General features: G+C 35.1%; 21 protein-coding genes. 13 read left to right on the forward strand and 8 right to left on the reverse strand.

Translation table 11 applies throughout. The features are described from left to right. Window positions 1-398 precede the first annotated feature (398 nt). Together A9G24_RS12035 and A9G24_RS12040 are read right to left on the reverse strand one after the other, a co-directional pair. On the reverse strand, window positions 399-3,602 hold the full coding sequence (locus A9G24_RS12035) for an efflux RND transporter permease subunit (RefSeq protein WP_065639237.1): 3,204 nt from the start codon (window positions 3,600-3,602) through the stop codon (window positions 399-401). Between the two features lie 19 nt (window positions 3,603-3,621). Then, window positions 3,622-4,830, reverse strand: a complete 1,209-nt coding sequence (locus tag A9G24_RS12040; RefSeq protein ID WP_065639238.1) for an efflux RND transporter periplasmic adaptor subunit — start codon at window positions 4,828-4,830, stop codon at window positions 3,622-3,624. A 401-nt stretch (window positions 4,831-5,231) separates the two neighbouring features. Between A9G24_RS12040 and zipA the strand changes: the two genes are divergently transcribed. From zipA to A9G24_RS12060, 4 genes are all read left to right on the forward strand, one after another. Next, a complete protein-coding gene (zipA, locus tag A9G24_RS12045; protein WP_065639291.1) occupies window positions 5,232-6,164 on the forward strand; it encodes a cell division protein ZipA in 933 nt (310 codons plus the stop codon). A gap of 229 nt (window positions 6,165-6,393) precedes the next feature. Next, complete coding sequence (ligA, locus tag A9G24_RS12050) at window positions 6,394-8,424, forward strand: NAD-dependent DNA ligase LigA (RefSeq protein WP_065639292.1); 2,031 nt, start codon at window positions 6,394-6,396, stop codon at window positions 8,422-8,424. Window positions 8,425-8,494: 70 nt separating this feature from the next. After that, window positions 8,495-9,013, forward strand: coding sequence for an S-ribosylhomocysteine lyase (gene luxS, locus A9G24_RS12055; protein ID WP_065639239.1), 519 nt, complete (start codon window positions 8,495-8,497; stop codon window positions 9,011-9,013). A 9-nt stretch (window positions 9,014-9,022) separates the two neighbouring features. Further along, on the forward strand, window positions 9,023-9,211 hold the full coding sequence (locus A9G24_RS12060) for a 2-hydroxymuconate tautomerase (RefSeq protein ID WP_065639240.1): 189 nt from the start codon (window positions 9,023-9,025) through the stop codon (window positions 9,209-9,211). Between the two features lie 183 nt (window positions 9,212-9,394). Here A9G24_RS12060 and ribA read toward each other — a convergent pair whose 3' ends face one another. Both ribA and A9G24_RS13210 read right to left on the reverse strand, forming a co-directional pair. Next, window positions 9,395-10,006: a GTP cyclohydrolase II gene (gene ribA, locus A9G24_RS12065; protein ID WP_065639241.1), complete on the reverse strand. Its 612-nt coding sequence runs from the start codon at window positions 10,004-10,006 to the stop codon at window positions 9,395-9,397. 85 nt (window positions 10,007-10,091) lie between these two features. Then, complete coding sequence (locus tag A9G24_RS13210; RefSeq protein ID WP_255307254.1) at window positions 10,092-10,295, reverse strand: hypothetical protein; 204 nt, start codon at window positions 10,293-10,295, stop codon at window positions 10,092-10,094. A 52-nt stretch (window positions 10,296-10,347) separates the two neighbouring features. Here A9G24_RS13210 and A9G24_RS12070 point away from each other — a divergent pair, with 52 nt between their 5' ends. From A9G24_RS12070 to A9G24_RS12095, 6 genes are all read left to right on the forward strand, one after another. Continuing rightward, window positions 10,348-10,827 (forward strand): phosphatase PAP2 family protein, encoded by a 480-nt coding sequence (locus A9G24_RS12070; protein WP_335340093.1) that lies wholly within the window; start codon window positions 10,348-10,350, stop codon window positions 10,825-10,827. Window positions 10,828-10,985: 158 nt separating this feature from the next. Beyond that, window positions 10,986-11,291, forward strand: a complete 306-nt coding sequence (locus A9G24_RS12075; RefSeq protein ID WP_065639243.1) for a LapA family protein — start codon at window positions 10,986-10,988, stop codon at window positions 11,289-11,291. Between the two features lie 12 nt (window positions 11,292-11,303). Then, a complete protein-coding gene (gene lapB / locus A9G24_RS12080; RefSeq protein ID WP_065639244.1) occupies window positions 11,304-12,467 on the forward strand; it encodes a lipopolysaccharide assembly protein LapB in 1,164 nt (387 codons plus the stop codon). Window positions 12,468-12,495: 28 nt separating this feature from the next. Continuing rightward, on the forward strand, window positions 12,496-13,281 hold the full coding sequence (locus A9G24_RS12085; RefSeq protein WP_065639245.1) for a YchF/TatD family DNA exonuclease: 786 nt from the start codon (window positions 12,496-12,498) through the stop codon (window positions 13,279-13,281). Further along, window positions 13,271-14,383, forward strand: coding sequence for a ribosomal protein uL16 3-hydroxylase (locus A9G24_RS12090; RefSeq protein WP_065639246.1), 1,113 nt, complete (start codon window positions 13,271-13,273; stop codon window positions 14,381-14,383). Before A9G24_RS12085 ends, A9G24_RS12090 begins: the two co-directional genes overlap by 11 nt. Before the next feature lie 185 nt (window positions 14,384-14,568). Beyond that, window positions 14,569-15,804, forward strand: a complete 1,236-nt coding sequence (locus tag A9G24_RS12095) for an MFS transporter (RefSeq protein WP_065639247.1) — start codon at window positions 14,569-14,571, stop codon at window positions 15,802-15,804. Between the two features lie 77 nt (window positions 15,805-15,881). Here the strand turns inward: A9G24_RS12095 and A9G24_RS12100 are convergent, their stop codons facing one another. The 4 genes from A9G24_RS12100 to A9G24_RS12115 form a co-directional block, all read right to left on the reverse strand. After that, window positions 15,882-16,322 (reverse strand): hypothetical protein, encoded by a 441-nt coding sequence (locus A9G24_RS12100; RefSeq protein WP_065639248.1) that lies wholly within the window; start codon window positions 16,320-16,322, stop codon window positions 15,882-15,884. A 199-nt stretch (window positions 16,323-16,521) separates the two neighbouring features. Next, window positions 16,522-17,049, reverse strand: coding sequence for a hypothetical protein (locus tag A9G24_RS12105; RefSeq protein WP_065639249.1), 528 nt, complete (start codon window positions 17,047-17,049; stop codon window positions 16,522-16,524). Window positions 17,050-17,277: 228 nt separating this feature from the next. Continuing rightward, window positions 17,278-17,937, reverse strand: coding sequence for a YtxH domain-containing protein (locus A9G24_RS12110; RefSeq protein ID WP_065639250.1), 660 nt, complete (start codon window positions 17,935-17,937; stop codon window positions 17,278-17,280). Between the two features lie 142 nt (window positions 17,938-18,079). After that, window positions 18,080-18,970, reverse strand: coding sequence for an SDR family oxidoreductase (locus A9G24_RS12115; RefSeq protein WP_442902772.1), 891 nt, complete (start codon window positions 18,968-18,970; stop codon window positions 18,080-18,082). A 1,377-nt stretch (window positions 18,971-20,347) separates the two neighbouring features. On the opposite strand from A9G24_RS12115, the gene ilvG reads away from it, so the two are divergent. From ilvG to A9G24_RS12130, 3 genes are all read left to right on the forward strand, one after another. Beyond that, window positions 20,348-22,024 (forward strand): acetolactate synthase 2 catalytic subunit, encoded by a 1,677-nt coding sequence (gene ilvG / locus A9G24_RS12120; RefSeq protein ID WP_065639252.1) that lies wholly within the window; start codon window positions 20,348-20,350, stop codon window positions 22,022-22,024. 3 nt (window positions 22,025-22,027) lie between these two features. Then, window positions 22,028-22,258, forward strand: a complete 231-nt coding sequence (gene ilvM, locus A9G24_RS12125; RefSeq protein WP_065586513.1) for an acetolactate synthase 2 small subunit — start codon at window positions 22,028-22,030, stop codon at window positions 22,256-22,258. Window positions 22,259-22,391: 133 nt separating this feature from the next. Next, on the forward strand, window positions 22,392-23,321 hold the full coding sequence (locus tag A9G24_RS12130; RefSeq protein ID WP_065586514.1) for a branched-chain amino acid transaminase: 930 nt from the start codon (window positions 22,392-22,394) through the stop codon (window positions 23,319-23,321). Window positions 23,322-23,434: the final 113 nt, after the last annotated feature.

The raw sequence follows: 23,434 nt of genomic DNA on the forward strand, positions 1-23,434 counted from the left end.
AAAGAAAATAATGTATAATTATGCCAAAATAATCATTGATGAATATCTTGTTGATTAGATTATTTACTACTTTTCCTTTAATTCTCTTAACATTTTCAGTTGCAACAGATGCCATTCTTCCCATTGTATCTCTTAGGATTTTTCCATTATCAGTTTTAAATGAAGCAAATTATTCTATTCCATTCTCATCCACTTAAAAATACGTAGCTTCAACAAATCCGAATTTGCTTGCATAAAAAATGCGCTAATCTCAAATAGCGCATTTTAAATTCAATTATTTTATTCTAAAGCTATTAGAAAATAATTGGCTCAATTAAGTGTAAAAAATATTTTTGTTCATCCTTATGCATAGCAAAAGCTAGAGAAGTATAAGCGTTTTATATTACTTTACATATAAATCATTTAAGCGTATTTTTTCTACTTAATAGAACTGGTTTATTTTTATGCTTTGTAAATAGTTTTGTTACAAATAAGAAGAACAATGGTACATAAAATATAGCTAAAAACGTTGCTGTTAACATACCACCAATTACACCAGTACCTACTGCATTTTGACTTGCAGAACCTGCTCCACTATTTAATGCCAATGGTAGTACGCCTAGAATAAAGGCAAATGAAGTCATTAAAATTGGACGCAATCGTAAACGACAAGCTTCAAGTGTTGCATCAATTAATGATTTACCTTCTTTTTCAATCGCATCTTTGGCAAATTCTACAATCAAGATAGCATTTTTGGCAGATAGCCCCATTGTTGTCAATAACCCCACGATAAAATAAATATCGTTATCAAGACCTCTAAACATCGTTGCAAACACAGTACCTAAGATTCCAAGAGGAATAACAAATAAGATCGAAATTGGCACAGTCCAACTTTCGTATAAGGCTGCTAATGACAAGAACACCACAATAATTGAAACAATGTAAAGTGTCGTTGTTTGTGAGCCAGTTTGTCGCTCCTGATAAGAAATGTCTGTCCAATCAAAAGTAAATCCTTTAGGTAGTTTTTTTGATAGCTCTTCCATCACGGCCATTGCTTGCCCAGAACTCATGCCTGGTGCAGCAGAACCACTAATACCCATTGCCGCTACACCATCATAACGAACCAATGATGGTGAACCATAACTTTTTGAAGTCGTGGCAAAAGCATCATAAGGTACCATTTGTCCATTTTTATTTTTGACGTGCCAATAACTAAAATCATCAGGTAGCATACGGTAAGGAGCATCAGATTGCAGATAGACTTTTTTAACTCGGTTATTATAAACAAAGTCATCAATATAAGCAGAACCTAATGCTGTAGATAATACAGTATTAACACTACTGACTGACACACCAAGAGCCTGTGCAGTTTCAAAATCAACATTAATTTTGTACTGTGGAACATCTAGCATACTGCCGGGTCGAACTTGCTGTAGATCTGGATGATGAGATGCCATACCAAATAATTGGAAGAATGCACCAACTAAAGCATCATGCCCTTGTCCTGCCGTATCTTTAAGCATATAAGAGAAGCCATTAGCCATACCTAAAGATGGTACTGCGGGTAAATTAGCGATAATAACTCGACCTTCGGTAATAGAGGAAGCAAATCCCCAACCACTAGCAACTAAAGCATCAATTTTCTGGTCAGCTCGTTTACGTTCATCCCAATTTTTTAAGCGAACAAAGCCAAGTCCCATGTTTTGTCCACGCCCCACCATACTAAATCCAGCAACAGTAAATATTTCTTCAACTGAATCAGCTTTTTGCTCGGTATAAAATTTTGCAGTTTTATTTAATACCGACATGGTTTGTTCTAATGTCGAACCTGGTGGTAACTCAACCATAACCAAAAGCACTCCCTGATCTTCATTAGGTAAGAAGCCAGTGGGTAAACGGTTAAAACCAAAAATTAAACCAATAAGAATTAAGGCATAACAAACAAATGTAATTAATGGATAACGAATAACCTTAATTACGCCTTTTTCATAAGAACGCAATCCCTTTTCATAAAAATTGTTAAACCAGTGGAAGAATTTTTTGGAACCGATAGCACACCAACTAAATGGCGGTATAGATTCTAATTTGTCACCTAGTGAAGACTTTCTTACTTTACTTTTAGATGGTGCTTTTAAAATCTGAACACAAAGTGCAGGTGTTAACACAATTGCCATTAAGACGGATAATGCCATTGCAGTTACAATGGTAATTGAGAACTGACGATAAATTCCACCTGCGGCACCACCATAAAAAGCCATCGGCACAAACACTGCCGATAATACAACCGCAATACCAACCAATGCCGATGTAATTTGTTCCATCGATTTAACTGTTGCATCATAAGGCGATAAACCTTCCTCATGCATAATACGCTCAACGTTTTCAATGACAACTATCGCATCATCAACCAATAATCCGATAGCCAGTACCATCGCGAACATTGATAACGTGTTAATAGTAAATCCACAAATATACAAAATTGCAAATGTACCTAACAATACAACTGGTACGGTGATAGTAGGAATAAGCGTCGAACGCAGGTTTTGTAAAAACACATACATGACAATAACAACCAAAATAATAGCTTCAACTAATGTGTGAATTACATTACTAATAGAAAGCTTAACAAATGGTGTGGTATCGTATGGGAAAGAATATTTAATATCTTCAGGAAAGATTTTAGATAACTCTACCAGTTTTTTATCAACCTTATCTGACGTATCTAATTGGTTAGCACCTGTTGCTAAATATACCCCTAGACCGGCGGATGCATTACCATTATAACGCGAAATAAAGTTATAATCAGAAGCTCCAATTTCAACTGTTGCTACATCTTTTAATAAAATATTAGAACCATCAGTATTGACTCGAACAAGAATATTTTGGAATTGTTCAGGCGTTTTTAAACGCGATTGCGCAGTAATTGTTGCATTAAGCTCTTGTCCATCTGTTGATGGCAAAGCACCCAATTGCCCTGCTGTTACCTGGGCATTTTGCGCTTGAATAGCAGCTATGATTTCTTCAATGGATAAATTAAAATAGGTCAATTTATTTGGGTCAAGCCAGATGCGCATAGCATATTCGGAACCAAATAATTGCGTATCACCAACACCTTGCACTCGTCGAATTTGATCTTGTACAGTTGAATAGACAAAGTCAGCGATATCGGCTTGTGTTTTTTGTGGATTTGTCGAATAAAAACCGACAACCTTTAAAAAGTTAGTGTTATTTTTAGCGACTGACACCCCGTTTTTTTGTACACTTTCAGGTAGGCGAGATTTTATACTTTCTACTTTATTTAACACTTGCACTTGTGCAAAATCGGGATTAGAACCAGGCGCAAAAGTTAATGTTGTTTGAACAACACCTTGAGCACTACTGGTTGATTTCATATAAATGAGATTATCTAATCCTGTTAAATTCTGCTCAATCAGCTGAGTAACCGTATTTTCGATAGTCTGTGCATCGGCACCTGGATAAACCGCACTAACAGTCACCGCTGGTGGAGCAATATCAGGATACTGTTCAACAGCTAACAGCTTTATACATAACGCGCCTCCCAGCATCATCATGATAGCAATTACCCATGCAAAAACAGGTCTATCAATAAAAAACTTAGCCATAATTAAATCTACCCCTGTTTTATTTCACACTGTTTTTGATGATATTATTTAATTGCTCTTGCGAAAGTTTACCAGGATGTCCGACTTTCTCTACTTTCATAGGTGGTGTATCTGCTTTGGCGTTCTCGACAGAAGTTAAATTAAGTAATCCTGTAATAATAACCTCTTCACCAACGTTAATTCCCTTTGTAACAACCCAATAACCACCTATGCCAGTGTATACTTGGATATCTTGTCGATATTCCACTGTATTATCAGGCCTTAAGATTTTTGCGGTATATTGCCCTAACTTATTACTGGTAATTCCTTGTTGTGGAACAAGTATAGCATTTTTGATATAACCTAATGTCATTTGTGGCTTAACAAACATACCTGGTAAAATTTTGCCTTCAGTGTTTGTGAACTGTGAGCGCAACGTTACAGTACCCGTTGTTTCATTAACCGTCATATCAGAAAATTTAACACTGCCTGGATAAGCGTATTTAGAACCATCATTAAAGTATAATTCAACATTATTACCTTTAACCGGTTCATAAATTACGTTTTCATCTTGAAGATATTTATTATAGCGAGTAGCCGCTTCGGTCATATCAACATAAATTGGGTCAAGCTGTTGAACTAGGGCTAGTGGTGTTGATTGACCAGCCGCAACTAATGCTCCCTCAGTAACACTTGACTTACCTATATATCCATCAATTGGCGAATATACTTTTGTATAGTCTAAATTCACTTTAGCGGTATGCTCCGCCGCTTGTGCAACTAATACAGCAGCTTCAGCCTGTTTAGCATCGGCTGCTGCCTTATCGTAATCTTGTTGGCTAATTGATTTAGTATTTAATAATCCAGCATAACGTTTAAGAGTCAGTTGTGCAATGTTTGCATTGGCTTTAGCACTAGCTACACTTGCTACAGCACTGTCATAATTAGCTTGGTAAATAGCGGGATCAATTTGATAAAGTGACTGCCCAGATTTAACATTCGAGCTTTCATCAAACTCTCGTTTTAATATAATACCGCTAACTTGAGGTCTAATTTCAGCAATTTGAGACGCAACAACACGGCCAGGTAAACTAATTTTTAATGTGTAGTTTAATGGTTCAACTTTAAATACTGTTACCTTCGGTAATTGATTCTTACCGCTTTGTGATTTACCATTATCACAACTTGTTAATAAAAGTAGGCTGGCGCACGCCACGGGCAAGGCTAATAATAGCTTGTTAAATCTCATAAAAATGACCTCAGTGAACTTAATCGTTATCTTTTTAAAAATAATAGTTTTTATTCAAACGTGATCAGAGATTTTACAAAAAATATGCATAGATTGTAAGTAACTTTACATGTTAATAGCACGGAGTTCTAAAAATTTGCTAACTAAATTATGATATTAAAAAAATATATTGATAATTATGAATATTGCCAGAAATCAAGTAATATATATTAATTAATTTTTAGTGCTATAACGTATCTTAAAGAAGATGTTATACTAAAGATCAAAGTGCGGTTGCTTTAATGAAGATTAATCTAAATTTTTAAATAAGTTAAAATTTATATTGCTGTACTCCGTAATCATTTTTTTCAAAATATGATTGAATAATTTAGGTCTATATTTAATTTAATACAGAGATGGTTATTATGGATAATTTACGTATTGTTCTAATTGTTGTTGCATCCTTGGTCATTATTGCATTGCTCATCCATGGGTTTTGGATCAATAAAAAAGAACGCTCTTCACTTTTTAGTTCAGATAAAGAAGAAAAATTTGGACAAAACTCTCAACAATCTCAAGACTTCGCTATGAATAATATAGAAGAAGATGATGTAATTTTACTCAAGCCCAACACAATAAAAAACAATGAAAGCCTTGAAAAAAATAGTGTAATTAATAATGATGCCATAGAAGAACAAAAAAATGTACCTCAACAAGTAGATCTATTTGTTGATAATGATAGCCAACAACAAGAAGTTAATACTGATACGGAAAAAGAACCTGTTATCAACGTTAATCGTGATCTTTTTGAAGATGAAAAATCAGACGAAAAACAACTTAATTTAACTCAAACAACAAAAGAAAACCAAGTAAATACTAATAACGACCCCCAGCCTAATGACAAATCTAAAAAGCCAAATATTGATGACAAGCAATCTACAACTGAAATTATCGTGTTAAACATCACAGGCCTTAACGGAAAGCTCCTACAAGGAGACGTATTACTTGCTAGTATTATGCAATCAGGTTTTCAATTTGGTGACATGCGGATTTTCCACCGTCATGTGGATCCTGCTGGTAATGGTCCAACATTATTTAGTTTAGCCAATATGGTCACACCAGGCTATTTAGATCCAGAAACAATGCATGAATTTACTACACCTGGCGTATCTATTTTTATGATTGCACCGACTGAAGGTAACAACCAACAAAATTTCAAATTAATGTTACAAACAGCACAACGCATAGCTGATGATGTTGATGGTGTTGTATTAGATGATGAGCATCACATGCTGACACCACAAAAAATCAACAGTTACAAAGATCGCATTAAAAAAGCCTGTAACGAAATTTAACCACGATATTTTCAATAAAGCTTTAACAAAATTCCACCAACTTAGGTTGGTGGTTATAAATAGATATTGCTGTAAAATATTTACTTAAATAATTTAATTTATCTATGCATTATTTACAGTTAGATTAATGTAATTGTAATGATATTCCCAAAACCTACGTTTTAATTAAGAGCCTATTATCATGTCACTATCGAATAAAAACGAAAATTCAGCAAATTTATCTGAATCGATTAAAGATATAACAGAACAATTGACCTCACTACGAAACCTAATTAGGCACCATGAGTATTGTTATTATGTACTTGATACACCAGAAATTCCCGATGTTGAATATGATAAACTAATAAAACAGCTGCAAACATTAGAACAACAGCATCCAGCTCTTATTACGCCCGACTCACCGACCCAACGAGTTGGTGGTTCACCATTAACACAATTTGCATCTATCAAACATGAAATGCCCATGTTATCACTCGATAATGTGTTTGATGATGCTAGTTTTATTGCATTTAATAAAAGAGTTAAAGATCGGCTTCATTTAAGCGATGCTGAGCATGTTGAATATTGTTGTGAGCTCAAACTTGATGGACTTGCCGTCAGTCTCCTTTATGAAAATGGCCACTTTATACAAGCTGCAACGCGAGGGGATGGTACAACAGGAGAAGATATAACAGCCAATGTAAGAACCATCAAAACAATTCCGCTAGTTCTAAGGGGCAACAACATTCCTTCTCGATTAGAAGTTCGTGGTGAAGTATTTATGACGCATAAAGGCTTCGAAAAACTCAACACAGAAGCCGAAAAGCGGAACGAGAAAGTATTTGCCAATCCGCGTAATGCTGCTGCTGGTTCATTAAGACAATTAGATCCTAAAATCACCGCAAAAAGACCATTAACATTTTTTTGTTACGGTGTGGGTATTATCGAAGGCACTACGTTACCTAAAACTCATTATGACCGCTTAATGCAATTTAAAGCTTGGGGATTACCAGTTAGTGATAAAGTTCAAAAACGTCAAGGTGCACAGGCTGCTTTAGATTATTTTAAACAAATTGGCGAGCAACGCATGTCATTAGACTTTGATATTGATGGTGTGGTTATCAAAGTTAATAGTATTGAACAACAAAAAGAACTTGGCTTTGTTGCGCGTGCACCAAGATGGGCAACTGCATTTAAATTCCCAGCTCAAGAAGAAGTCACACAATTAAACAAGGTAGACTTTCAAGTTGGACGAACAGGCGCAATTACACCAGTTGCAAGACTTGAACCAGTTTCAGTCGCAGGTGTTATTGTAAGTAATGCGACATTACATAATAGTGATGAAATCACACGATTAGGCATTAGGGAAGGTGACTATGTAACAGTACGCCGAGCAGGTGATGTTATTCCAAAAATTGTCGCTGTCATATTGGATAGAAGACCTGAGGACACAAAGGAGATCATATTCCCAACTCACTGTCCTATTTGTGGATCACAAATAGTGCGAGATGAAGGCCAAGCTGTGTCGCGCTGTGCCGGTGGACTAATTTGCCCAGCACAACGTAAAGAAGCCTTAAAACATTTTGTTTCAAGGCGGGCTATGAATATCGATGGTATGGGGGATAAAATCATTGAACAATTGGTGGATAAAGATTATGTCAAAACCCCAGTAGATCTTTATAAACTTAGTCTACCAAAGCTATGTAGTTTGGACAAAATTGGCGAAAAATCTGCCAATAATTTATTAAATGCATTAGAGGCATCTAAAAATACCACATTAAGCCGTTTTATATTTGCGCTTGGAATTCCAAATGTGGGGGAAGTTACTGCCGAAAATTTGGTTAATCAGCTGGGTAATTTATCGGCAATCGAAAACGCTTCACTTGAACAATTACAAATGGTAAATGATATTGGCGTCGTTATTGCCGAAAGCATTATAGACTTTTTCCAAGAGCCACATAATCGCAATGTAATAGATCAGCTAACTAGCGATAAAATTGGCATTCACTGGCAAGATGTTAACCCGCAAATACAAGCAACCGATACAAACTCACCCTTTTCGGGTAAAACTATTGTATTAACCGGTACTTTATCGATTTTAACGCGCGATGAAGCGAAAAATAGATTAAAGCAGTTAGGCGCAAAAGTCACAGGCAGTGTATCAAAAAATACCGATCTTGTGATTGCCGGAGAAGCCGCTGGTTCTAAACTTGCTAAAGCTCAAGAACTGGGAATAAAAGTTATTGACGAGCAAGAAATGGTAAATTTACTTGCCGAGTAAATATAAAATCCATTGGTACTTATTATTAGCAGATTGATTAAAATAACAAGCAAAAAACAAGGAGGACATTATGCCTTTATTAGATAGTTTTAAAGTCGATCATACCAAAATGAAAGCCCCTTTTGTGCGAATTGCCAAAACCATGGCAACCCCAAAAGGTGATGATATTACGGTGTTTGATCTACGCTTTACCATTCCCAACAAAGACAATCTGCCAGAAAAAGGGATTCATACATTAGAACATTTATTTGCCGGCTTTATGCGCGATCATCTCAACAATGATAAAGTTGAAATAATCGATATTTCACCAATGGGGTGCCGCACTGGTTTTTACATGAGCGTAATTGGTCAACCCGTCGAAGAATTAGTTGTTGATGCATGGCTCAAATCAATGCATGATGTATTAGACGTTAAATCGCAAAATCAGATTCCAGAATTAAATGAATATCAATGTGGTACTTATAAAATGCACTCATTAGATGAAGCCAAAGCCATCGCTGAACAAATGATAAAATCTGGTATTGGCGTCTGTCATAATGATGAAATCGCGCTGACAGATGAACAACTTGCCCAAATTAATCACCGCTAGGAGGTATTTATGCCAAATGTCGTTATTGACTTTTTAGAAGGTCGCACTATAGAGCAAAAGAGAGAAATGGCAAAACGTGTGACTCATGCCATTGTCGAAACCCTCAATTGCAAACCAGAAGCCGTACAAATCATCATGCACGAAATATCTAAAGATCAGATTGCTAATGGTGGCGTATTGCGCAGTGATAGAGATTGAGTTTAACGTGGTCAAATAATGGGGAAAATAATAACATCAATAAGTTAAAATTCCTTTTTGTATATCAAGCTCCATAAAAAATCTCAAAATAGAACATATATTTTGAGATTTTTTATTCCAACATCTTTTACTATATTAGATCAAATCCATCATAAATAAACAACTCACTATTTAGCCAAGCGATTAATGTTTACAATTGCCGTGATGCAGATGAAGCAAATGCCCCATTTTATTCACTTTAGTTTCTAAATAGTGTTCATTATTCGGATTTTCACCGACTTCCAATGGCTCTCGTTGCGTAATTTTAATGCCAGACAGCTCAAGCACTCTTATTTTTTCTGGATTATTGGTTAACAAGCGAATTTGTGATACCCCTAATAAAGTCAGTATGTCTGCACATAAAGTAAAATCGCGTTCATCTGCCGCAAAACCTAATTGCTCATTAGCTTCCACCGTATCTAAACCTTGATCTTGCAATGCATAAGCTCTAATTTTATTCAATAAACCAATATTGCGCCCTTCTTGTCGATGATAAATTAAAATCCCTTTACCTTCTTTTGCAATTTGTTTTAAGGCAGCTTCTAACTGAAAGCCACAATCACAACGTAAACTAAAAAGCGCATCACCCGTTAGGCATTCAGAATGAATTCTTGTAAGAACGGGTGTATCACCAGATATATCGCCAAATACCAATGCCGCATGATCCTTTTTTGTTGCAATTTCTTCAAATCCAACAATAGTGAAACATCCCCATGGCGTTGGCAGTTTCGCTTGTGCAACACGTTTTAATTGCATTATTATCTCCGTTTTAACTAAAACATAGCTAAGATTTTATAAAAATAAATCTATCTTCTATGCTAAAATATTAAGCAATTTGTACTTAATTGAGTTTATAAATGGGGTTAGTAATAAAAAAAACAATAGCCACATTGGCTATTTTCTTAGTTGTCCCTTTAGTTATTATAGCCATAAATTGGCATTGGCAACCAGCGTCATTAAATGATACATCTAAATATTTATTCGTAATAACGGAAACAGCAAGTTTTCCTTGGGCAATAATTACATCGACAATTTTATTCTTCATATTTTGTCTATTATCACCCTATAAAACGAAAAAAAAAATTATATTATTATGGTTGCTTCTTGTTAGTGCAATATTAAGTGGGCAGACAATTAAAAGTTTTTTAAAATCGCATACAGCCGAATCAAGACCTTATGTACTTTGGATGGCAAAAGAATTTAATATTAGTAACCAACAATTTTATTCGAAATCGGAATCAGAAAGAAAAGAACTTATTCAGCAGTTATTTAAAAATTCATCAACAATTCCAAGTTGGTTATCTAACCACTGGCAAAATGAGGCTGGATTTGCTTTTCCTTCTGGACATACTTTATTTGCTGTAACTTGGGCATTTTTAGCTTTAACATTACTTAAATTGAAGCAGCATTATGTGATAGTATCAATTACCATTATTTGGTCGATATTAATTGAAATTAGCCGACTATTATTAGGCATGCACAGTCCAATTGATCTAATAACAAGCATATTAATCGCTTGGATAATTTCATTAATCAGCTATTTTTATGCTAGAAAATGGCATATAGTAGACAAATAATTTTTAAATACTATTTTTGAAAAACTGCCATTTAAAAGAGGCGAATTTGATTTTTTAATGTCATTGATAACTGTTAAACTAATCAAAGCAATTTGTATAAACAGTCTAGTATAATAACCAAAAACGTTTAATTAAAAATAAAAAGAAAGGTCAACATTATGAAATTTGTTATATCAACTTTATTGATAATTATCATCTTTGCTATCTCAATAGCAATAGGTTCAGCTAATGATCAAATCGTAACATTTAATTATTTGGTGGCTAAAACTGAAATACGCTTATCGGTGTTATTAGCCATTTTATTTGGTTCAGGCTTTATTGTAGGTTGGATATTAACAGGTATCTTCTTTTTAAAAGCTAAATTTCAACACTCATCAACAAAACGTAAACTGAGCAAATTACAAAAAAAATATGATGAAGATATGGCTAATCATCAACAAATACACTTAACTAAAAGCAATTAAGAATAGGTTACTATGTTTGAACTGTTATTTCTGTTACTTCCTATCGCCGCCGGATACGGTTGGTATATGGGAGACAGAAATGCAAAACAAAAATATCTAAATCAATCTAATCGGCTATCGCGTGAATATGTAGATGGTTTGAATTTTCTATTGTCTAACCAAAAAGACAAAGCTGTCGATCTTTTCTTAGACTTGTTAAAAGAAGACGATGGTACACTTGAAGCACATTTAACATTAGGCAACCTATTTCGCTCTCGGGGTGAACTTGACAGAGCGATACATATCCACCAAGCATTGTTAGAAAGCTCGTCTTTAACATTTGAACAACGATTATTAGCTATTCAACAACTGGGGCGGGATTATATGGTTGCTGGCCTTTACGATCGTGCCGAAGAGATGTTTTTGCAACTCATTGATGAAGAAGACTTTCAACAATACGCATTACAGCAACTTATTGTCATATACCAATCAACCAGTGAATGGATAAATGCCATCAATATGGCAACTAAATTGGTCAAACTTGGTAATGAAAAATACAAAACCGATATCGCACAATTTTATTGTGAATTAGCGTCACAGGCTATTGCTAATGATGACCTTGATAAGGCAAATAGCCTATTACAAAAATCAGCAATGGCAGATGCTAAATGTGCTCGCACTTCGCTCATGTTGGGTCGAGTTCTTATGGTACAAAATAAAACAGAACAAGCCATCCAATCTTTTCAACAAATATTGCAACAAGACAAAGCCTTTATTGGCGAAGCACTACCTTTATTAAAAGAGTGCTATTTAATACTAAATAATCAACATGAATTTCAACAATTTTTACAATTATGTGTCGATCAAGATAGTGGTAATGTGGCCGAATTGATGCTTGCTGATCTTATTGAAAAACAAAAAGGCTTAGATGCTGCACAATACTTTATGTATCGTGAATTACTTAAACATCCTAACTTAAAGGGATTTTATCGATTAATGAACTATCATGTTGCTGATGCAGAACAAGGTAAAGCCAAAGAAAGCCTTTTACTTTTACGCAACATGGTTGGCGAACAAATAAAAACCGTACCCAATTATCGGTGCCAAAAATGTGGATTTACGGTTAACTCAATCTACTGGTTATGCCCTGCTTGCCGTTCGTGGTCTACAATAAAACCTGTTCGTGATTTTGAATAACATTCAGATAAATAAAAAAGAGATTTTTATGTTTTTAATTGACTCTCACTGCCATTTAGATAGTTTAGACCTTAGTACTAAATCTATCAAAGATGTTTTACAAGAAGCTTCCAACAACGACGTTAAACATTGCCTAAGCGTGGCAACAACACTGTCAGGCTATGAAACCATGAAACATAAGCTTACACCTTATCAAAACCAATGCTCTTTTTCGTGTGGAATTCACCCACTTAACCTTGATGACGAAATATACGATGCCGAGCGCTTTCAAAACTTAGCCCAAGAAGATAACGTCATAGCACTAGGTGAAACAGGTCTTGACTATTATTACCAACAAGAGAATTTGGAGCAACAACAAGAGAATTTTAAAGAACATATTCGATTAGGCCGAAAATTAAGCAAACCCGTCATTGTCCATACACGTAATGCCAAAGAAGATACCCTGAAAATATTAAAAGATGAACATGTTCATTCGGGCGTGTTGCACTGTTTTACAGAAGATATCGAAACAGCAAAACAACTATTAGATATCGGTTTTTATATCTCATTTTCAGGAATAATCACCTTTAAAAATGCCGAAGCTCTACGCGAAGTTGCCAAATACGTGCCACTTGATCGTATCTTGGTCGAAACCGACTCACCTTATCTTGCTCCCGTTCCATACCGAGGCAAAGAAAATCAACCCGCTTATGTTCGTGAAGTGGCACAATATTTATCTGCTTTAAAAGGTGTCTCTTTAGAAGAGATAGCACAAAAGACCACATCTAATTTTTGTCAATTATTCAATCTTCAAGGAAAATTAAATGAATTATAAGTTAGCCATTGATTGGGATGATTTTTTAACAAATTATTGGCAAAAAAAACCTGTAATCCTACGCAAAGCATTTGCACATTTTATTGATCCCATTACACCGGATGAACTCGCAGGTTTAGCGATGGAAGAAGAAATCGATAGCCGGATTGTTTCTAATAAAGATGGTATTTGGGATGCTAGATTTGGACCATTTACTCAATATGATAACTTAGGCGAAGATCATTGGAGTTTACTAGTACAAGCTGTTGATCACTGGCACGAGCAAGCTGCCACACTACTTGAGCCTTTTAAATGCATGCCACAATGGCAATTTGATGATCTCATGATTTCTTACGCAACTCAAGGTGCAGGCGTTGGGCCCCATATCGATAATTATGATGTGTTTATCATTCAAGGCATGGGCAGCAGACGTTGGCAAGTTGGCGATCGCAACCAACATTATAAACAATTTAATGCACACAAAGCATTATTGCATGTTGAAGAATATCAACCCATCATTGATGAAGAAATCACTGCTGGCGACATCTTATACATTCCACTAGGTTGTCCGCATAATGGCACATCCATTGGTGAATCACTCAGTTATTCTGTTGGTTTTATGACACGAACCTCCCAAGAGCTATTAAGTAGCTTTGCAGATTATGTCATTGATAATCTGCCAAATGGTATTTATTATCAAGATCCAAATTTAAAACGCCCTAAAGATCCATACCAAGTTCAGCCTTATGAACTAACAAAACTACAAGATCAAATCATCGATTTAATCAAAAAACCTGAGTTATTTAACGATTGGTTCGGTAAATACATTACACTACCAATGCACGATTTAAATATTCTGCCAGTTGAACCTCCATACAATTATAACGAATTCGAATCGCTATTAAAAAATGGAGCAGAACTAAATCGAGTACAAAGTATTCGAATCCTTAAGGTGGGCGATTGCGGCTACATCCATGGCGAACAAATTAATCTACCAATGCCCGTCATTGATCTTCTTTGTAAAACTGAAACACTCTATTACGAGCAGTTACAAGATAAAGACACACTTCAAGTCATGCTTGATCTTGTTAACAAAGGCTATTGGTACTTTGCCGAAGAATAACATCACATCTCTGCCGATAATAAAATCGGCAGATAAAACGACTATTTAGTGCTTTAAGCTTGGCTTTTTTTACTTTTTAAGGATATACTTGCCCCGCTTTAATTTACCCGCCGTTTAATCACAAATTAAACATCATAAAATGGAAATTTTAAGTAACTATCTAATTTTAAAAACTAGAGGTATACATGAAAACCGAAGCAAACGCAGCCCTGCAAGCAGAAAGCAAATGCACAACCCCATATCAAAAAAGAACTCTATTTGCATCCACCGTTGGTTACGCACTAGATGGCATGGATATGATGATTTTAGGTGTTTGTTTTAGTCTAATTTCGGTCAGCTTCAACTTAACAAAAACAGATTTAGGCACTTTAACCTCAGTAACCTTACTTGGCGCCGTATTAGGTGGTATTTTATTTGGTATCCTTGCCGATAAATATGGTCGAGTAAGAGTCTTTTCATGGACTATTTTAATATTTTCTCTTTTTACTGGATTATGTGCAATTTCACCTAATTACGAGTGCTTTTTAATATTTCGCTTTTTAAGTGGACTTGGACTTGGTGGTGAATTTGGAATTGGAATGACTTTAGTTTCTGAAAGTTGGCCTAAAAATAAACGCTCAAGAGCAACATCTATTGTTGCATTAGGTTTTCAAGTCGGCATCATTTTAGCAGCATTAACCGTCAACTTTATTGGTGAAATTTATGGTTGGCGCTGGGCTTTTGCGATGGGAGTGCTGCCTGCGCTATTTGTTGCATGGACACGTAAAGGTCTAAAAGAACCAGAAATCTGGCAAAAACTAAAAGACCAAAACAAAAACAAAATAGCCGTTGGCAAATTATTTAAAAACCCAAGAACCATAGCAACCACAATAGGATTAACTATCGCTTGTGCTGTACAAAACTTCGGTTTTTATGGACTCATGGTTTGGATGCCAAATATGATTGCAACTGAACTCAAATTGCCATTTAAAAATACCATGTTTTGGACTATTTCAACCACTATAGGTATGTCATTAGGAATTCTAATTTTTGGTTGGTTATGTGATAAGTTTGGTCGTCGCCCTTCTTATATCTTCTTTTTATTCATCTCGGCCGTTTCAATTTGGTTCTATTTTCATCAAACCGATATGTTTATATTAATTATCTTTGGCTCAGTAATTGGCTTTTTTGTGAATGGCATGATGGGTGGATATGGCGCGCTTCTTGCTGAACATTACCCAACAGATGCCCGTTCAAGTGCTGAAAATATTATTTTCAATGTCGGTCGAGGCATTGCCGGTGTATCACAAGTACTAATTGCTTATTTAGCCACCGTTTACTCAATTAGCTACGCATTAGCTTTACTGTCTGCCGCTTATTTATTATCGGCCGCTGCATTTGTCTTTTTAATACCTGAAACAAAAGGCAAAGAACTTGAATAAAATTACGAAAAAAACAGGGCAATTGCCCTGTTTTTTATCTCATATAAATTACATCAAAAAACTAAATAAAACTATCTTTAGTTAGCAGTACAAGAAGCTGGCGTCAATTGAACACTAAACAATTTTTCATCATTGATGTAATAATTATGACTAACACCATTTGGAAATGCATCCCTAAGTTGTTTAACTTGTGCGCTATTATTACAATAAGCTGTTTTTAGACTTTCTGTCGTCATTTTTTGAGTTTCAGGGATTGATATCTCATCTTTTGAACTATCAATTACATATTTATAATTAATTAAATCATTCTCTTTAGTGATATCAATCAAATTGGTTTTTTCATCAACTTTAACCGGAAGCATTTTTTTGGCTTCATTAATAATAGTTTCTTGCAAACGACTAAGTTCAGTGTTTTTTGAAGAATCACTACTTGTTTGATTAGCATTAGATTTTGAATTATCACAGCTACAAAGAACCAAGCTTATCAAAATTGCTGGCACTGTTTTTAAACTTTTCATCATTATTCCTTTAAGTGAATTTTATAAATTACATGTTTACCGCTTATTTAAAGGCGGACGATAAAATTGTAAAATATCAGTGAGAAAAGTACATAAAAACTTTGCAATTTAGAATAAAAAATAAATAACAAATAAAAAAGGCTTTAATAAGCCTCATTTAATACCGATGATTTCTACTATTTTTTAAATTGAGTAATAGTTATTTAGAATCACAATCACTCGGTTTCAAATCAAACGACATAATTTTTTCATTGGCAAGATAATAATTATAACTTACTCCATTTGGGAATAAGAGTTTCAACGCCTTAACATTTGGGTCATTACCACAATATAAAGTAACTATCCTGTTTAATACAGATTGCTGATTTTTCTTTAGCAATATCACTTCTTTAGGCAGACCTTTCATAACATATTTATAGATAAGTTTATTATTATTTCTTGATATATCATCGAACATCGTAAATTTATCAACCACAATGGGTAACTTTTCTTTTATGCCTGCAACAACCGAATCTTGAGCAAAACTATAATCATTATCTTTTTGATTATTAAATTGCTTGATTTTTTCAGGTGTTGATTGAGCCATAATTTTTTTTCCTCTTTCTACAATATCCATATTTTCTTGAATATCGGTTTGCTTAGTATCTATAACTTTTGCTTCTGAATTATCAAAACCAAATAATATTATTGCCATAAACATTACAACTGTTGCTTTAATACCTTTCATATTTATTCCTATCCAAGCTAATTCATGACCACCCGCTATCTTATAAAATACTCATAAAGTTGTAAAAGATAAACTAAAAAATACACAATAATAATAAAAAATTTTAATTATCCGTTAAAAATTAGCAAATGAACAATCTTAAAAAGAATGGCAAAAATAAAAGGGCTTCAAGTAGCCCTTTTATTATGAATAAATTCTAACTATTTGTTAAAGTTAATCCAAATATATCTAGTCATCATCACAATCATTCGGTTTTACATCCACTGAAAAAACTTTATCATCATTGATATAGTAATCATGATTAGCTCCTCGTGGAAATACTAATCTTAGTGTCTTCATACTAGAATCATCACCACAGTAAAAATCTAGCAATTTATTACGTAACTCTTTTTGAGTGCTTTCAGCCTGTAATGCATCTTTAGTGCTATTATTCACCACATATTTATAATTAATAGTTTTGTTATCTGTCGATACATCAACTAAAGTTGTGTTCTGATCAATTGCCGCTGGTAATTTTGTTTTAATTGCTTTAATCATCAAATTCTCAGCAACGCTATAATTACCTTCTTGCACCTTATTAAGCATATCTTCTTTTTCAGATTTTGTTTGTTCATACAAATCTTTCGCTTTATCACTAATGGCTGCACTTGTTTGTTTAGCTTTATCGCTAATCTCTGCGCCTATTTCCTTAGCTTTGTCACTAACATCAGCACTCATTTGCTTAACTTTATCGCCCAATTCTGAACCCATTTGCTGGACTTTGTCGCCCATGTCTGAGCTTGTTTGCTCGGCTTTTTGTTTTGTATCATCAACAGTTGATTTTGAATTATCACAATTAACTAAAAAAATTGCTAACACTGCTAAAGTGATCACTTTAAAAAGTTTCATTTTATTGCCCTTTCTGTTTTCTATTTTATATTGTGACGATGATAAATCAATTTATCATCGTCCGTTGATTTTAAAAATTAATAACTTATAACATTAACAGTAAAAAGATTTAAATCAATCTTTTTACTGTTACAAACAACAATTAGTTAATATGCATACCGCCGGTAACGCCATAAGTTTCGCCCGTAGTATAGCTTGATTCTTCTGATGCTAAATGCACATAAACACCAGCAAGTTCAACCGGTTGACCTGCGCGTTGTAATGGTGTTTGTTGGCCAAACTCAGGAATAACATCACTTGGTTGACCACCACAAATTTGTAATGGCGTCCAAACAGGCCCAGGTGCGACACTATTTACACGAATGCCTTTTGGCGCTAATTGCTTAGCTAAGCCACGAGTAAACGCGATAATAGCTGTTTTAGTTGCAGCATAATCTAATAAATTACCACTAGGTTGATAAGCCTGAACAGACGAAGTTGTAATGATGGTTGAACCCGGTTTTAAATACCCCAAAGCCGCTTTGGTGATCCAAAAAAGCGAAAATACATTAATTTCAAAGGTTTTCTTAATTTGCTCGGTGGTAAGTTCCATAATATCTTCAACTGCAGTTTGCTTACCTGCAACTAGTGTCAAATTATCTAATCCACCTAATTTATGGTATGCTTCATCAACTAATTTTTTACAAAAAGCCTCGTCACTTAAATCACCAGGAATTAATACGGCTTTGCGTCCAGCAGCTTGAATAACTTTAGCGACTTCTTCCGCATCTTTTTGTTCAACAGAAAGGTAATTTATTGCCACATCGGCCCCCTCTTTAGCATAAGCTATTGCCGCGGCTCGGCCGATACCTGAATCGCCACCAGTCACAAGCACTTTGCGCCCTTCTAAACGATTATGACCTTGATAGCTTTTTTCCCCACAATCAGGAAGCGGATTCATTTCGCACTGTAAAGCTGGCGCCTCCTGTTTTTGTTTTGGAAACTTGTCATGATGATATTTGGTAAGTGGATTATAGATTTGTTTGTTCATAATTTTCTCCTAAGTTAAACATGTATTTGAAAACAAATTCAATATAACTTAAATGAAATCAATTAATAATCACAAAATCCTATTGCTAAGCATATTTTAATCTTTAAAATACCCAATTAATTCAATAAATTATATTTACTGACAACATAAATTAGAATATTCTTTCTTAAAACTTAATCGTATTGTTCAATATCATCCCCAAAATTTAAAAATAAACAACTGAGGCTAATAATTAATAAAGGTGGCTTTCCATGATAGGCTTGGCGAGGTCAGTGAAATTAGTAATGCCTAAGCCATGAGTATTGCATAATCTTGCACCTGATTTAGTGTATCAAATTAAATTTAACTAAGCTAGCGATAACAAATTAAATTATTTTAATTAATATATTGATTTTATATAAAATATTTAAGTTTGCTTATTATTAATATCGTAGCGATAGTTAACACCATTAAAAAATCGTTCTTAAGCATGTCTATTTCATCACTACCTTTACTATGCCTCTTTATTAAAGCAGCCATCTCTTTCGGCTTTTCTATTCATTTTAGGTCAGGATGTTTTTGTGAGTGAGTTATTGATACGATATTTATCACACGTTTTAACTAATTAAGAGACTGCGAATACTCAATTAATCATGAAACGGTATAGAATCCTGAATATTTTTTACAAAAAATTTTTTAACTTTAACCTGACGTTTAATACCACATCTCATGGTTTTATAAGGTTCGTTGTTACTGGTCAAGGGGAAAGGCAAATAGCTTCAATCAGGCTTTTTTAGCACGTTATACATAGTCAGATAACTGACCATAAAGCATTTAGCCAAATCGGTAACAGCTATTTTTCCTTTATGATATAAGCGTCATATTTCTTGTCTGTAATACGGTATTAGTTTGTTTTTTTTATGTGTATTCATTACCGCCATTTCTCAAATTACTGTAAACAACACGAGAAATCCCTACAACTAACATTATAAAAAATACCAAAATAAATCCTTAATCCCCTAATATTTTTATACTAAAACACTAGTTTTCCTGAAACTTTTTTACAGCTTATTTATTCCATATAACAAAAACGACAAAAAACTATTGCACTTTTTTTTAAAACGAGTATTTTGTTAGAAATAATTTTAAAAAATGACAAAAAAGTTAATTATATCGCATTATGAAATTTTCACTCAAAATCGTCCTCATCAACATTATTGTCAGCGTGGTCATTATTCCAACGCGGGGGCGTTTTTTGAATTAAAAATGTGTTCATACATAAAATCAAAAACCCCCGCTCCCCAAAAAGCGGGGGTTTTTTTATGAATATTTTTTACAAACGGCTTATAAACAATGTTTTATAAACAGTAACTGAATAAAATAAGAACAAGTGAGGAATAAATGTTAGGAACACAGTGGATAGTAAAAACCTTAAAAGAAAAAGGCGTTACCACCGTTTTTGGATATCCCGGTGGACAAATTATGCCTCTATATGATGCGCTTTATGATGGTGGAATTGAGCATGTACTTTGTCGTCACGAACAAGGTGCTGCAATGGCCGCAATCGGCTATGCTCGTGCAACCGGAAAAACCGGCGTTTGTATTGCCACATCAGGCCCAGGTGCTACAAATATTATTACAGGGCTTGCCGATGCGTTAATTGATTCAGTACCTATTGTTGCCATTACAGGACAAGTGCCAACCAAACTTATTGGTACTGACGCCTTTCAAGAAGTGGATGTATTAGGATTATCACTAGCCTGCACCAAACACAGTTATTTAATTGACGATGCAAAAGACTTGCCCAACACCTTAGAGCAAGCATTTAACTTAGCCTGCTCGGGTAGGCCAGGACCAATATTAATTGATGTGCCCAAAGATATACAGCTTGCAAATCTTGACTATCAACAATATTTTACGCCATCCTCATTAAAAACCGCACAAGATAACAATCAACTATATCCAATCTCGCTTGATGATATAAAACAAGCCAAAGAAATGATCGCCCAAGCCCAAAAACCGATACTTTATATTGGTGGTGGTGTTGGACTTTCTGGCGCCATATCCGAGCTAAGAGATTTTATGGCCTTAACACACATTCCAAGTGTATCAACCTTAAAAGGACTTGGGGTTGCCGATTTGAATAATCCTTATTACTTAGGATTAATTGGTATGCACGGCGCCAAAGCTGCCAATTTAGCCGTACAAGAGTGTGATTTGTTAATTGCCTTAGGTGTTCGATTTGATGATAGAGTGACCGGCAACCTTAATGAATTTGCTCGACATGCTAAAGTACTTCATATAGATATCGATCAGGCCGAAATCAACAAATTACGCCAAACCCATTTAGGATTACAAGGCGATATAAAGCAAGTTTTACCACAACTAAATCAAACAGTTTCGATTCACGAGTGGCATAAAAAAGTTAATCAATTAAAAGCAGAGCACCCAACTCGTTACGATCATCCAGGCGAAGCGATCTACGCTCCTGCTTTATTAAAAACTCTCTCAGAAAAAAAATCAGCGTCTACGATTATTACTACTGATGTTGGGCAACACCAAATGTGGACAGCCCAGCATATGCGCTTTACCCACCCGCAAAACTTTATTACATCAAGTGGGCTTGGCACAATGGGATTTGGTTTACCGGCCGCTGTTGGTGCGCAAATGGCAAGACCAAATGATTGTGTGATTTGTGTATCGGGTGATGGATCTTTTATGATGAATGTCCAAGAACTCACCACCATTAAACGCAAACAACTACCCATAAAAATCGTATTAATTGATAACCAACGTCTTGGCATGGTTCGCCAATGGCAAGAGTTATTTTTTAATGAAAGATACAGCGAAACAAATCTATCAGACAATCCCGATTTTTTAATGTTAGCCAAAGCGTTTGACATACCGGGGCAAAGCATCAGCAAAAAATCACAAATTGATACAGCGCTTGATAACTTATTTAACTCAACAGGCGCTTACTTATTACATGTTTGCATAGATGAATTAGAAAACGTATGGCCACTAGTACCCCCTGGGGCAGCAAACGAAAACATGCTAGACAAAAGTTGCAAGGAGTAAGCAATGAACGAACAAGCACAATATCAATTGGCCATAAAGGCTTATGACAAATTGGGATCACTTGAACGTATATTACGAGTTATCCGGCATCGAGGTGGACATATTCAATCAATGCAAATGCAAACAATTGAAAACAATACACTGACTATGACATTAATATTAACCACTGAAAGACCGCTATCAACATTACAAAACCAAGTAGCAAAATTAGAAGATGTCATCGCGGTTGAATAATCATTTTCATAAACAACTTATTGTTAAATAATAAGTTAAATAAACAAGCATAGTATAATGCTTGACTGTTAAAGTACAAATACCTAAAGCAAAGTACCTGCTTAGCAAATTGAAAAATAAAGAGGAAAACAAAATGAGTTCTACAGCAAAATCAGATTATATTTGGTTGAATGGCGAAATGGTTCCATGGGCGGATGCCAAAGTACATGTGATGTCACATGCCTTACATTATGGTACTTCCGTATTTGAAGGTGTCCGTTGTTATAACACGCACAAAGGACCAGCCATATTTCGTCATAAAGAACATGCCCAAAGATTATTAAATTCAGCCAAGATTTATCGTTTTCCTGTTTCTTATTCGCTTGAAGAAATCATGGAAGCCACACGCCAAACGATCAAGAAAAACAAATTAGAAAGCGCTTATATTCGCCCATTAGTCTTTATTGGTGATGTGGGTATGGGCGTTAACCCACCTGAAGGTTACAAAACCGATGTCATGATTGCCGCATTTCCATGGGGTGCCTATTTAGGCGAAGAGGCCTTAGATCAAGGTATTGATGCCATGGTCTCCTCTTGGAATCGTGTTGCATCAAACACCATTCCAGCGGCGGCTAAAGCGGGCGGTAACTATTTATCGTCATTATTAATTGGATCTGAAGCTCGTGCTAACGGCTTCCAAGAAGGTATTGCATTAGACGTGCATGGTCACCTATCTGAAGGTGCTGGCGAAAACCTATTTATCATTAAAGACGGTATTTTATATACCCCTGTTTTATCGTCATCGGCTCTACCGGGCATTACACGTGATGCGGTATTAACACTCGCGCGCGATATAGGTATTGAAGTGCGTGAACAAACACTATCCCGTGAATCACTTTATTTAGCCGATGAAGTGTTTATGACAGGCACTGCGGCCGAAATTACCCCTGTGCGTAGTGTTGATCGCATTCAAGTTGGCATTGGTCGCTGTGGTCCAATCACTAAACAAATTCAACAAGCATTCTTTGGCTTATTTAATGGTAAAACCGAAGATAAATATGGTTGGTTAGATCTGATTAAATAAAACGAAAAATCAAAAGCCGCCAACACACTTGGCGGATAACATTTTCACTTAATGATTGATTTTAAAGAACTACAGACCGTTAAACACGGTCACTTGCATAAAAAATTGGGAGC

The organism is Gilliamella sp. App6-5 (assembly GCF_001690525.1).
Lineage (GTDB): Bacteria > Pseudomonadota > Gammaproteobacteria > Enterobacterales > Orbaceae > Gilliamella > Gilliamella apicola_H.